General features: G+C 70.2%; 8 protein-coding genes. 5 read left to right on the plus strand and 3 right to left on the minus strand.

Features of this window, described 5'->3' with window-relative positions:
• The first annotated feature begins 79 nt into the window (after positions 1-79).
• The 3 genes from WMF39_RS42340 to WMF39_RS42350 all read left to right on the plus strand — a co-directional run bounded on the left by WMF39_RS42340 (position 80) and on the right by WMF39_RS42350 (position 3300).
• On the plus strand, positions 80-535 hold the full coding sequence (locus WMF39_RS42340) for a MarR family winged helix-turn-helix transcriptional regulator (protein WP_437742121.1): 456 nt from the start codon (positions 80-82) through the stop codon (positions 533-535).
• A 66-nt stretch (positions 536-601) separates the two neighbouring features.
• Positions 602-1585: a hypothetical protein gene (locus WMF39_RS42345; protein WP_437742122.1), complete on the plus strand. Its 984-nt coding sequence runs from the start codon at positions 602-604 to the stop codon at positions 1583-1585.
• A 167-nt stretch (positions 1586-1752) separates the two neighbouring features.
• Positions 1753-3300 (plus strand): Eco57I restriction-modification methylase domain-containing protein, encoded by a 1548-nt coding sequence (locus WMF39_RS42350; RefSeq protein ID WP_437742123.1) that lies wholly within the window; start codon positions 1753-1755, stop codon positions 3298-3300.
• Between the two features lie 99 nt (positions 3301-3399).
• On the opposite strand, the gene WMF39_RS42355 is transcribed toward WMF39_RS42350, so the two are convergent.
• The 3 genes from WMF39_RS42355 to WMF39_RS42365 all read right to left on the minus strand — a co-directional run bounded on the left by WMF39_RS42355 (position 3400) and on the right by WMF39_RS42365 (position 10251).
• Positions 3400-3825, minus strand: a complete 426-nt coding sequence (locus WMF39_RS42355; protein WP_437742124.1) for an ester cyclase — start codon at positions 3823-3825, stop codon at positions 3400-3402.
• A gap of 174 nt (positions 3826-3999) precedes the next feature.
• A complete protein-coding gene (locus tag WMF39_RS42360; RefSeq protein ID WP_437742125.1) occupies positions 4000-4131 on the minus strand; it encodes a hypothetical protein in 132 nt (43 codons plus the stop codon).
• Positions 4132-4185: 54 nt separating this feature from the next.
• Positions 4186-10251 carry an AAA family ATPase gene (locus WMF39_RS42365; RefSeq protein WP_437742126.1) on the minus strand — a complete coding sequence of 2022 codons (6066 nt, stop codon included), beginning with the start codon at positions 10249-10251 and terminating at the stop codon, positions 4186-4188.
• Positions 10252-11043: 792 nt separating this feature from the next.
• Between WMF39_RS42365 and WMF39_RS42370 the strand changes: the two genes are divergently transcribed.
• Both WMF39_RS42370 and WMF39_RS42375 read left to right on the plus strand, forming a co-directional pair.
• Positions 11044-11454 carry a hypothetical protein gene (locus tag WMF39_RS42370; protein ID WP_437742127.1) on the plus strand — a complete coding sequence of 137 codons (411 nt, stop codon included), beginning with the start codon at positions 11044-11046 and terminating at the stop codon, positions 11452-11454.
• A 14-nt stretch (positions 11455-11468) separates the two neighbouring features.
• Positions 11469-12554, plus strand: a complete 1086-nt coding sequence (locus tag WMF39_RS42375) for an ATP-binding protein (protein ID WP_437742128.1) — start codon at positions 11469-11471, stop codon at positions 12552-12554.

Raw genomic sequence — 12554 nt, forward strand, 5'->3', positions numbered from 1 at the left:
GTGGCCTGACGCGCGGCGGCCTCGTCCGATCTCCGCGGCGGACGGACCCGCGCGCGATCACGCCGAAAATTACTTGCACATGCGCAACCAATGCGTAGACAATAATATTGTGAGCAAGCAAAAGGTCCTGGGCTCGCCGATCGAGCAGTTCGCGCGGATGATGTTCTCGCGCATCATCGCGGGGCTCGCGCGGACGCTGCACGAGGAGGACTTCAGCGTGGCGCAGGTGGCCGCGCTGCACCTCGTCGATCAGGAGGGCGCGATGCGCGTCACCGCCCTCGCCACGTCGCTCGGGCTCTCGGCCTCGGCCGGGAGCCGGCTCGCCGATGGCCTGGTGCAGCGTGGGCTCCTGGCGCGGGAGGAGGATCCCGAGGACCGGCGCGCGAAGACGCTCGCGCTCACGCCGCTCGGCCGCCGCTTTGTCGACCGGGCGAGCGTGGAGCGGGTGCGGGTGATCATGGAAACGGCCAGGTCGCTGCCGGAGGAGATCTCGGCGGCGATGCTGGTCGCGGTCCGCGCGTTCCGGCGAGAGTGAGTGTCTTTCATCGAATCTCGCGTGAGGTGTGGTGTGTGAAACCCCTTGTGGGAAGAGGAGGTCAACATGGATATCGTCGTGCTTGAGTCTCATGAGATCCCGGCCGCGCTCGCCGCGCTCCGGGAGGTGGCCCTGGCCGACGGCATGCTCGCGCCCGCGGAGCGCGGGGTCCTCGAGGAGATCGCGGCCCTGCACGGGGCCCGCATCGACGTCGTCGACGTTGACGCGCTGCCGCGCGTCGCGCCCGAGGCGGTGGCCCGCGCCATCCCGGATCGGCACCGGCGCAAGCGCCTGGTGCAGCTCGCGCTCGTGACCGCCATGGCGGACGGCGAGGTGACGGCGGCCAAGGTGGACACCGTGGAGGCGCTCGACCGGGCGCTCGGCGTGCGCGAGCCGGGCGTGGGCGTGCTCCGCCTCGTGGCGCGCGGCCACAGGCGGCTCGCCCAGACCGCCGTGAGGCGCCGGCTCCTCGGCTCGTTCATCCGCGAAGCCATGGACGAAGCGGGCCTCTCCGGCGTGCGCAGGCTCATCGGGCCCTTGTTCGGCGCGGGCGTCGAGGATCGCGCGCGGGCCTTCCGCTACAAGCAGCTCGGGCTCCTGCCCGAGGGCACGTTCGGCCGGGTGTTCTGGGAGCACTGCACCGCGCGCGGCTTCCTGTTCCCCGGCGAGAGCAGGGACGCGATCGCCGAGCGCATGGTGTTTCACGATCTCGGCCACGTGCTGGCGGCGTACGACACGGATCCGGCGGGCGAGATCCAGGCCGGCTCCTTCCAGGCCGGGTTCATCCGGCGCGACGGGTTTTCCTACCTGATCTTCGTGCTCCTGCAGTTCCACCTCGGGATCCAGATCACGCCCATCGCCGCGCCGGAGGTGGGCTTCTTCGACGCGCACAGGGTGCTGCGCGCGGTGGCGCGCGGCGCGGCCTGCAAGGTCGACCTGAGCGATCGCTGGAACTTCTGGGATGTCGTCCACTTGCCGCTCGACGAGGTGCGCGAGCGGTTCGGGATCCCGCCGCTCGCCGCGAGGGAGCCGCGGCAACAGGCAGCCTGAAGGCGCGCCTGCGCGGCGTCCGAGGCCTCCGCGCGACAGCAGGGGGCCTCCCGGCGCGCGTCGAGCTCGACCGCGACGAACGTGGCCTCGTCGGCGAGGCGCCCCCGGGGCGTTTGCCGCCCGGCCACGGTTGGCTCGACGCCCCAACTGCGGTAGCCACATCGCCGATGCGTCGGCCCGCGAGACTCGAGGCAGTCGCCCAGCCGCCGCTCCTCGACCGCGTCAACCTCCGCCGCATCGAAGCCGCGCGAGCGCTGGACCCTCTCACGCGGTCCGCGCTGGGTCAGTTCCTCACGCCGCCGCCGGTGGCGTCCTTCATGACGTCGCTGTTCGAGCGGTCCTGCGAGGAAATTCGCGTTCTGGACGCCGGCGCCGGTGTGGGCAGCCTCCTCGCGGCATTCACGGCCGAGGCCTGTGCCCGCAGGGTACGCCCGAGCGCGATCCGCGCGACGGGCTTCGAGATCGACCCGCGACTCGCAGCGCACCTGCGTCGGACTGCGCGCGAGTGTCGCGACGAGTGCGCCGGCGCCGGGATCGACTTCACTGCCCGCATCATCGAGGCCGACTTCATCCGGTCGGCCGTCGAGCGGCTCGACGGCGGCCGGTCTCGCCCGAGCATGCCACGCTCGTTCACGCACGCGATCCTGAATCCGCCGTACAAGAAGCTCAGCTCGGACTCCGAGGCCAGGTCAGCGCTGCGGCGCGTGGGCATCGAGACCAGCAACCTGTACACGGCCTTTCTTGGTCTTGCGATCCTTCTTCTGGAGCCGGGCGGGGAGCTCGTCGCGATCACCCCCCGGAGCTTCTGCAACGGCCCCTACTTTCGGCCGTTCCGAGAGCTGTTCTTCCGAGAGATGTCGCTGCGAAGGGTGCACGTCTTCGCGTCGCGCAAAGCGGCGTTCGCGGAGGACGAGGTCCTTCAAGAGAACATCGTTGTACATGCCGTCAAGAACGGCCGGTGCACGTCCGTCACCATCTCGTCGTCGCGCGGTCCCGAGGACAGGCTGCTGTCCGTCCGTTCCGTGCCCTTCGAGGACGTCGTCCGGCCTGGAGATCCCGAGCTGTTCGTCCATGTGGTGCCGGACGATGCCGGGGAGAGCGTCGCTGCCACGTTCGCCCGCATGCCATCACGCGTGACGGACTTGAATGTGGACGTCTCGACGGGCAAGGTCGTCGACTTCCGAGCGCGCGAGTTCTTGCGGCAGGAGCCCGACAGGGGCACCGGTCCGCTGATCTACCCGACGCACCTTGCGTCGGGCGTCGTTCGCTGGCCCAAACGCTGCAAGAAGCCGAACGCCCTCGTAGACGCGCCTGAGACGGCCGCTCTCTGGATGCCCAGCGGGAACTACGTGCTCGTCAAGCGCTTCTCGTCGAAGGAGGAGCGGCGGCGGGTCGTCGCCGCCCTCTTCACGCCTGAGAGCGCTCCGGGAGCCAGGATCGGGTTCGAGAACCATCTCAACGTGATCCACCGCAATGGCAAAGGGCTGCCGGCCCTGCTGGCGCGTGGCCTGGCTGCCTTCTTGAACTCGACCCTCGTGGATACGCACTTTCGGCAGTTCAACGGCCACACCCAGGTAAACGCGACCGACTTGAGGAACCTCAGGTATCCGACAGTCGAGCAGATCGAACAGCTCGGGCGACGGGTGCTTGATCCCTGCCTTCCACAGGATGAACTTGATCACATTGTCGAGGATGTACTCGACCTATCCTCATAGAGGCGGTCACGAGCCACGGGCCCGTGAACCGAAGAGAAAAGGTGAACTGACGGAGCGCGTTTTCCGGCCCCACCTCCGCGCCGCGCGCGCCGCGGGAGGTCAGCCCGAGCCGGTCTGGCCGGACGGGGCCCCGGGCAAAAGCCCGCTCGACGCGAGATCCCAGTAGTCGCTGACCCGCTGCAGCTTGTCGCCCCGGAAGACCAGGATCGAGGCGCCCCGCATCCGGAACCGCCTGCTCGTGGCGGGCAACCCCGCGAAATCGCCGGCGTGCGTGCCCGTGCCGATCCACTCGGCGGCGGCCGCCTCCTCCGTGGCGAAGCTGCAGGTCACCTCCATGCGAAGGTCCGGAAACGCTCTCATGGCGACCCTGGCGAACGCCGCGATCTCCTGCTTGCCGCGGGTCACGTGCTGCGTCGGTACGTCCTCGTAGATGCAATCGTCCGAGAGGAGGGACAGGAGCTCGTCCGGGGATCCCGAGCTCCACGCGTTCGCCCACCTCTCCACCAACGTGTGAATGCCCTTCATGCTGCCGCTCCTCGGGTTGTACCTGGAGCCCGCGCCGAGGCGCGGCCAGCCTCAGGGCTTGATTTTCGTCTCGAACGCGCGGGTGACCGCCGGCCTCGCCTTGATCGCCTGTTCCCAGCGCGCGAGGTGGGGGTTGGGCTCCAGCGACACCCCCATGCGCGCTGCCATCGAGACTCACGGGAAGGTGGCGATGTCCGCTATCGAGTAATCGCTGGCGAGGTGCTCGGACCCGGCGAGCTGCCCGTCGAGCACCTTGTAGAGGCGGTCCTGCTCCTTGCTCGTAGCGGCTGCGGTGTCCAGGGCCACGAGGAATTCGGGCGAGCGCGGCGGCTCCAGGGCGTCCCCATGGCGAAAGTAGGGCTAGGCCGGCGCGGCGCCGCGCTCCCCCGCCTCCGGCGGGTTCAGCGGGAGCTCCACCACGAACATCGCGCCCGCGCCCGGCTTGCTCTCCACCCGGATGGAGCCGCCGTGCGACGCCACGATCGAGCGTGCGATGTAGAGCCCGAGCCCGAGGCCGCCGAAGTTGCGCACCGACACCGCGCGCTCGAAGCGCTCGAAGATCCTGCCCTGATCGGCCTCCGCGATCCCGATTCCCTGATCCCGGACGACCAGCAGCGCGCGATCGGCCTGCCGCCGCAAGCCGACGAGAATAGGTCTGCCTGCGCCGTACTTCATCGCGTTCGACAGCAGGTTGATGACGACCTGCTCCAGGCGATCCGGATCCCACTGCCCGACCACGGGCTCGTCCAGCTCGAGCTGCGTCCGGCAGTGGGACGCCGCGAGCTGCGGCCGCATCCGCTCGACGACCTCGCGCGCCAGCGCCGCCAGATCGACCTCCGCGCGCGCGAGCGCCAGCTGCCCGGCGTTCAGCCGCGTGACGTCGAGCAGCTCGTCGACCAGGCGCCCGAGCCGCGACGTCTGGCGGCCGAGGATCTGGAGCATCGCCTCGATCCGCTCCGCGGGGAGCTCCGCGAGCGAGCGGCGGCGCAGCAGGCGCTCGACCGCCTGCACCTGCATCTGCAGCGACGTCAGCGGGGTCTTGAGCTCGTGAGACGCGACGACGAGGAACTCGTCCCGCCGCTGGATCGCCTCCTGGGCCTCGGTATACAGTCGGGCGTTGTCGAGCACGAGCGCCGCGCGGCACCCCAGCTCCTCGGCCAGCCGCAGCTCGGCGGGGCCATAACGGCGCTCGGGCGCGGTCGCCAGCAGGGTCATGACGCCGAGGTACCGGTCGCGCGCGGCCAGCGGAACCCGCAGGAACGCATGAACGCCGAGCTGCTCCCAGGGATGCCTGACCCGCGGGTCGAGCGAACCCACCTGCTGGAGCAGCGGCGTGACGCGGCCATCTTCGCCCTCGGAGCCGGCCGGCGACGCCTCCGCCAGAACGCGCAGCGCGTCCTTCAGCGCGTCGAGCTGCTCGCTGGGCACCCCTGCCGCGACCGTCCAGCCCGGCGTCCTGCCCTCGCAGAGCACCTCGATGACGCACTGGTCCGAGAGCTCCGGCACCGGGAGTTGCGCCACGCTCTCGAACGTCGCGCCGTAACCCAGCGTCACCAGCTTGCAGCTCGCCTCGGCCAGGAAGCGCACGGCCTGCTCGGTCCGCTTGCGCTCGGTGATGTCGGTGGAGATGCCGCCGAGCGCGCGGGGCGCTGGCCCCTCGCCGAGCGGGAATTTGACCGACAGGAACGTGTGCGGCCCGTCCTCCAGCGGCACCGTCTCCTCCCACTCCATCGGCGCGCCCGCCTCGATCACCTTCCGGTCGTGGTCTTGGATGGCCTCGGCCATCGGAGCAGGGAAGAAAGCGGCGACAGTCCTTCCGAGGATCTTCTCGCTCGGCACGCCCAGGAGGTCGCCCACGTGCCGGTTGGCGAGCAGATGTCGGCCGTCGCGATCCTTGACGTAGATGGCCGCCGCCGAGTTGTCGACGACGGCCTGGAGCATCTCCTGGTTGGCCTTGAGCGCCTGTTCCGCGCGCCGCCGCTCGGCGTTCTCCTGCTCCACCTCGGCATAGAGCAGGGCGTTCTCCAGCGAGATGGCCGACTGCGAGGCGAGCAGCTCGATGACGCTGAGCCGGCCGGGGGTGAAGGCGCCGGTGACGAGGTTGTTCTCCAGGTAGAGCAGGCCGATGAGCCGGGCCTCGCGCAGGATCGGAAGGCACAGCACCGATTTCGGGCGCTTGCGCCGGAAATACTCGTCCTCCAGGAAGGGGTGCCGGGCGGCGGCGTCGTCGAGCAGCACGCGCTCGTGGCTCCGGCGAACGTAGTTGAGGACGGACTGCGGCAGCGCGGCCGACTGCGCCTCGCCCGCATCGAGCAGCCGCACCGCGCCCCCTGGCGTCTCGATCGCCGCGGCCCACAGGCGATCTTCCCGGACCAGCACGACGCATCCCTCCTCGGCGCCCGCGTGCTCGACCACGACGCGAAGCAGCATCTCGAGCAGCCGCGGGAGCTTGAGCTCGCCGGAGATGCTCTGCGAGGCCTTGACCACCGGCAGGACGTCGAACTGCTCGGCCCGTACGGCGAAGGTGACGGTGGGGGCCATCGGCTTGCGCGGGGCGAGGTGGGAATAGCGCTGGTCGAGCTGCTCCACCTTGGCGTGGGCGCCCCACGTGAAGTAGCCGGCGCGTGCCTTCTGCAGGTGGGCGCCTTCGGACGTGGAGAGGCCGCGCGCGCGGTAGAACGCCGCGGCGAGCTCGCAGGCGATGGCCTCGTGCTGGACGAAGCCGCCCTCGCGCGCCGCCGCGATGGCCTGCTCGTAAAGCCCGATGGCCTCCAGGTCCTGCCCACGGAGCCGGGCGATCTCGGCGCGGACCAGGGTGTGCTTGTGCAGGAAGTTGTCGGGGCCGCTCCTGGCCCACTCGCCGAGCTGCCGCTCGCACTCGAGCAGCCGCTCGGGGAGCTCCCGCTGCGGGGAGGGCCCCGCCTCGTGCGCCTCGTCGCAGAGGGCCGCGAGCGCGAGCGCGAGATAATAGAGGTTCTCGGCGCTGAGGGCGTGCGGCTCGCTCTTAAAGGAGTGCTCGGTGATCGCGCGGGTCGCCGCCGCGAACGCGTCTCGGGGAGAGCCGAGCACGAAGAGCGCCTGGGCCTTCAAGCCGTAATAGAAAGCGTGAACGCGCTGCAGATCCCCCTCCTCCAGCTGCGCCTCGAAGGCCGGCGGATCCAGCTCGGATCCATCCAGCATCGAGAAGCGGACCGGCCTCCCGCGCAGCGTCTGGATCATGGCGTGGCCGCCGAGGAGGACACCGTGCGCGAACGCGTAACCGGCGCTGCGCATGAAGCCGAGGCGCTCTTCGACCTCGTGAAGCACGTCCTCCAGCGGCTCGCCAGAGAGCAGCGGGAACAGCGCGTCCCACATGCAGTTGAAGCATGCTCTGTTCAGATCCCCGGACTCGACGCCGGCGCTGAAGCCGGCGCGCGTGTACCAAGACGCCTCTCTGTAGTGGCGTGTCCAGAAGACGACGGTCTGTCCGAGGTAGCTGAACACCGCCGATTTCGTGGTGAGGAGCCCGCTCCTGTCCGCCAGGTCGCAGCCGAGCTTGCCGAACAGATACCCCTCCTTGTAGCGCCCGAACCTCGGGCCGATCAGCCTCGCGAAGGCGGCGTACGCGAGCGCGGAGGGCTCGGCGTTGCCGTGGCGCAGGCTGAGCTGGACCATGCGCAGGACGATGAGATAGAGCAGGTCCGGGTCCACGAAGAACGCAGGAGCGTCCATGGCCTGCAGCACGCCCATCGTGAGCTTGATCTCCGGGTCCGTCATGGGGGGCAGATGGATCAGGTCCTCGATGGCCCGATCGCCCAGGGCCTGCCAGACCCTCTCGGTCTCCTCGTCAATCTGTGCGCCTGAGGGATGCAGCGGCAGATCGATGTCGCAGGCGCGGAGCCACGCGAGCCCGATCTCCACCGCGCGCTTGCCTTGCCCGCGGGTCAGGTAGAAGGCGACGGCGAGCTCGACGACGGCGGACGTCTCGCGCCGGGTCCTCGCGCGCTCCATGAGCTCTTCCAGGAGCCGCTCGGCCTCGTCGAAGCCGCCGGTGATGTACGCGACGTGCGCGCGCTCGAAGGTCAGGGCGTAGGTCAGCTCGCGCCGCGCCTCCCAAGAGTCCGACGCGAGCAGGGCGAGGCCCGCGGCGAAGAGCGCGGCGGCGGTCTGGAAGGCCGCGGCGGCCTTGGCCTTCCTGCCGGCGCGCAGGTTCAGCGCCGCGACCTCGTCCCGCTCCGCCCGGGAACGCAGGAGCGCGGCGCCGCGGTTGAGGTGGCCGACGACGTCGAAGAGCGCCTCGTCGCGCTCGTCCGCGCGCTGCGCCCTGAGGAGCAGCCGCCCGATCCCGAGGTGCATCTCGGCGAGCTGTCCCGCCGGGATGAGCGAGTAAGCGGCTTGCTGTACCCGGTCATGGAGGAATCGATAGGCGCCGCTCTGGCGGAGGAGCAGCCCCTCCCGCACGGCCTCCTCGAGCGCGTCGCGGAGCTCCGCCGCCGGACGGCCCGCGACCACCGCGAGGGTGTCGAGGTCCAGGCTGCTGCCGAGGCACGCAGCGAGCTTGAGCGCGTCCCGCGCCGGGACCGAGAGCCGCTTGAGCTTGCCCGCCATCAGCTCGCCGACGTTGTCGGTGAACCCCTTGTCGCGGATCGCGGCGATGTCCCACCGCCACCTGGCCTCCTCCGCGTCGAAGGCGATGAGCCCCTCCTGGTGCAGCGCGATCAGGAACTGCAGCACGAAGAACGGGTTTCCGCCGGTCTTCTCGTAGACCAGCTGCGAGAGCGGCTCGACCTGCTCCGCGGGCGTGTGCGGCGCGTGGACCGTCTCGGCGACGAGCGCCCCGACGTGGGCGGCCGAGAGCGGCGCGAGGACGAGCTCGGAGACGGCGGCGCCGCGCTTCCGCGCCTCGGCCAGCGTGAGCCGCAGCGGGTGCGCGGGGCCAACCTCGTTGTCGCGGTACGCGCCGATCAGCAAGAGATGCTCGGACCCGGCGTAGGTGGCGAGCTGCTCGAGCAACTGGAGGCTTCCCGCGTCGGCCCACTGCAGATCGTCGAGGAAGAGCGCCAGCGGGTGCTCCTTCTGGGCAGTCGCCGCGACGAAGCGCTGGAGCGTCGCGAGCAGCCGGCCCTGGGCCTCGGCGGGCGGCAGCTCGGGCACGGGCGGCTGCGGGCCGAGGAGCAGCTCGATCTCGGGGAGCACGTCGGCGAGCAGCCTCCCATTGGGGCCGAGGGCCTCCCGGAAACGCTGTCTCCAGCGCTCGACCTGCTCCTCGCTCGCGCAGAGGATCTCCTGCACCAGCGTCCGGAACGCCTGAAGGAAAGCGCGGTAGGGGACGTCCCTCGCGGTTTGATCGAACTTGCCGGAGAGGAAGAACCCCCGCTCCCTCACGATCGGCCGGTGCAGCTCGGCGACGAGCGACGATTTCCCGATGCCCGAGTACCCCGACACGAGCACGAGCTCTGGCCGGCCTTGCGCCACCACCCGCTCGAACACGGCGAGCAACGCCGCCACTTCGCGCTCGCGCCCGTACAGCCGCTGCGGCACCTGGAACCGGTCGGAGACGTCGCGCTCCCCGAGCGCGAAGGGCGGAATGGCGCCGCTCGTCCGCCACCGGGCGAAGCACTCGTCCAGATCGTGCCGCAGGCCGGCCGCGCTCTGGTAACGCTCCTCGGCGGCCTTGGAGAGCAGTTTGAGGACGACCTCCGACAGGAGCGGGGGAATCGACGGGACGAGCGCGTGCGGGGCGACCGGCGTCTGCGCGATGTGGCAATGGACCCACTCGACGGGATCGCTGGCCCGGAACGGCAGGGTGCCCGTCAGCATCTCGTAGAAGACGACGCCGAGGGAGTAGAGATCGGTCCGCTCGTCGATCCAGCGGTTCATCCGGCCCGTCTGCTCCGGGGCCATGTACGCCAGGGTCCCCTCGATGAGCCCGACGTGCTCGAGGTGCTGGAGCTCGCGGGGTATCTGGGACGCAATCCCCAGGTCGGTGATCTTCACCTCGCCGGTGGTGGGGTTGAGGAGCACGTTCTGCGGCTTGATGTCCTTGTGGACGACGCCATGGAGGTGCACCTCGGCGAGCGCCTCCACCAGGCGGACGGCGAGGGGGAAGAAGCGCTCGAGCGGCATCGGCCCTTCCAGGAGCCGATCGAGCGACACACCGCCGAAATCCTCCAGGACCAGCGCCGGCTGATCGCCGAGCATCTCGAGCGCATAGGGCTTGACGATGGCCGTGGTCTCTAGCGCCCGGGCGACCTCGTACTCGTGACGCAGCCGCTCGCGGGCACGGGGGCTCGCGTGATCGCGCCGGAGGACCTTGAGCACCACGGGAAGGCCGTCGCCCTCGCGTACACCCCGGTAAAGAAGGGTGTCAGAACCCTCGCAGAGGACCTCAATGATGGCGTAACGGGACGACGCCCCGTGATCGGACCAGACGGGATTGGTGCCCACAGGACCCCCACAACGGGTAATGCGAAGCATGCTGCCACGACCGGCGTGCATCGCCATCGCTTTGAGCGGACGAGGCGCCGGAACATCATCCGTCCTCCTCCGCGAACCCCCAGCGCGCGCTACGCCCCACGCCGGCGCCACCCTGTCGAGGACATCGTGGCAGGACCTGCGCCACACGCTGGCTCGCGAACGCCGTCGCCGTCCGCCGCTCGACCGATCTCTCGTGCAGCAGCGCGCAGAAGCGCTCGATCGTCGTCTTCGTGGACGGTGCCCACTTCATCGCCCGGAGGATCGACGACAAGGTCGAAAACGCGGGCAGCGGCCCCCTCAATCCACCCATTCGGAACACGAAGTGGGGACCTTGATGATGCATAAGTGCCCAAGTCGAGACCAGAGTCCCCGCCCTCCCAGCCGTCGCCTCTCCACCCAGCCCCCGAGGGCACGCGACCTCCCGGCGGTCGCCTCCTCACTCAGCCCCTGAGAGCTCCCGGCTTCCCCGCCGTTGCCTCCCCGCCCCGCGCCGCAGGTTCCAGGCGTCTTTGCGACCGCCGCTCCACCCACCGCCGAGAGTCTCCATCGTGCTGCCCGTTGCCTCCTCACCCGGCGGCGGAGACCCCATCCCCTCCCCGATCGGCCTCGACAGTCGACAGCCAGCCGACGCAGAAACATCGTGTCTTCATCTCCGGCCCTCCCGCCGATCTCCCGCCGCCCGAGGCGCCTGCCGCGCCTCGGGCAAGAAACCGACCCAGCGCGCGCTGGCGCCTCGCCAATACCACGTGCGATGTTGCCAGAATGCCCTCGACTCGAAGACAACCCAACCAGAAGCCGGAGACTCAGGCGAAGAAGCCCGGAACCAGCGTCAGGCAACCCTTCCTGACCGAGGACGCCGAGGTCGCGTTTCACCACTTCCGATCCATCGTGGCGCAAACCCCGGAGGACGATCTCGACCCCTGGACCGGCGATGCGCTGATCGTCCGGCTCAACGCGACCCGCGGCGTCGACGCGCTGAGACCCCACGAGGCCCGCCTCCGCGAGGCGCTCCCGCTGCTCCGGTTCGACGAGCTCCTGGAACAGGCGCCGCGAGCGGCGAGGCAGAGCCCGCCGCCCCGCCGCCGGGCGCGCCGCCGCCCGCGCCCGCGCCGACCGCGCAGCCGATCGACCCCTGACGTCCCCCCGGCGACGCCCCGCCCCGTTCTGCGGTAGCCTCTCCCGGCCCTATGAGCGACCTCCGCCAGCCCGCCGAGACCAAATACGAACACGAGCTCGCGGCACTCGCCGCCAACGACACGGCGCCCAGGCCGCCCGGGTGGCGCCTCTCGCCGAGGGCCGTCGAGACCTACATCCTCGGCAGCGACAAACCCGTCGGCGGCGTCGCGATCACCCCCAAGTACATCGGCGATCGCGCCCTCGTGCAGGTCGCGCTCGCGACCCTCGCCTCCGACCGCGCCCTCATGCTCGTCGGCGAGCCGGGCACCGCCAAGAGCTGGCTCTCCGAGCACCTCTCCGCCGCCATCAGCGGCACGAGCGCCCTCGTCGTCCAGGGCACCGCGGGCACCAGCGAGGAGCACGTCAAATACGGCTGGAACTACGCCCTGCTCCTCGCCGAAGGGCCCTCGCAGAAGGCGCTCGTGCCCTCGCCCATCCTCCGCGCCATGCGCGACGGGCGCTTCGCGCGCTTCGAGGAGATCACCCGCACCTCGTCGGAGATCCAGGACGCGCTCATCTCCATCCTGTCCGAGAAGCAGATCGCCGTCCCCGAGCTCGACCAGGTGGTCCCCGCGCAGCGCGGCTTCAACCTCATCGCCACCGCCAACACCCGCGACCGCGGCGTCAACGAGATGAGCGCCGCGCTCAAGCGCCGCTTCAACTTCATCACCGTCCCCGTCGTCGACGACCTCGAGCAGGAGATCCGCATCGTGCAGAAGCGCGAGGCCGAGCTCCGCGGCGACTACCAGGTCGGCGTCGAGCCGCCCGCCGAGCTCGCCAAGCTGCTCGTCACGCTCTTCCAGGAGCTCCGCGCCGGTGTCACCAAGGACGGCAAGACCAAGGTGAAGACCCCGGGCTCCGTCCTGTCGACCGCGGAGGCCATCAGCGTGCTCTTCAACAGCGGCATCCTCGCGCAGCACTTCGGCACCGGGAAGGTGACCGCCGACGACCTCTCCCGCTCGCTGCTCGGCGCCGTGAGCAAGGAGGGCGGCGACGACCTCAAGGCCGTCCGCGAGTATTGCGAGACCGTGGCCAAGGGGCGCGCAGGGCTCTGGAAGGAGTTCTACGCCTCCGCCAAGAAGCGCCTCGCGATCTGA

The organism is Sorangium sp. So ce1504 (assembly GCF_051521635.1).
GTDB classification, from domain to species: Bacteria; Myxococcota_A; Polyangia; order Polyangiales; family Polyangiaceae; genus Sorangium; species Sorangium cellulosum_B.

Coding starts and splice junctions, on each gene's coding strand:
- WMF39_RS42340 (WP_437742121.1), top strand. CDS start 80: ATGCGCAACCAATGCGTAGACAATAATATTGTGAGCAAGCAAAAGGTC.
- WMF39_RS42345 (WP_437742122.1), top strand. CDS start 602: ATGGATATCGTCGTGCTTGAGTCTCATGAGATCCCGGCCGCGCTCGCC.
- WMF39_RS42350 (WP_437742123.1), top strand. CDS start 1,753: ATGCGTCGGCCCGCGAGACTCGAGGCAGTCGCCCAGCCGCCGCTCCTC.
- WMF39_RS42355 (WP_437742124.1), bottom strand. CDS start 3,825: ATGAAGGGCATTCACACGTTGGTGGAGAGGTGGGCGAACGCGTGGAGC.
- WMF39_RS42370 (WP_437742127.1), top strand. CDS start 11,044: ATGCCCTCGACTCGAAGACAACCCAACCAGAAGCCGGAGACTCAGGCG.
- WMF39_RS42375 (WP_437742128.1), top strand. CDS start 11,469: ATGAGCGACCTCCGCCAGCCCGCCGAGACCAAATACGAACACGAGCTC.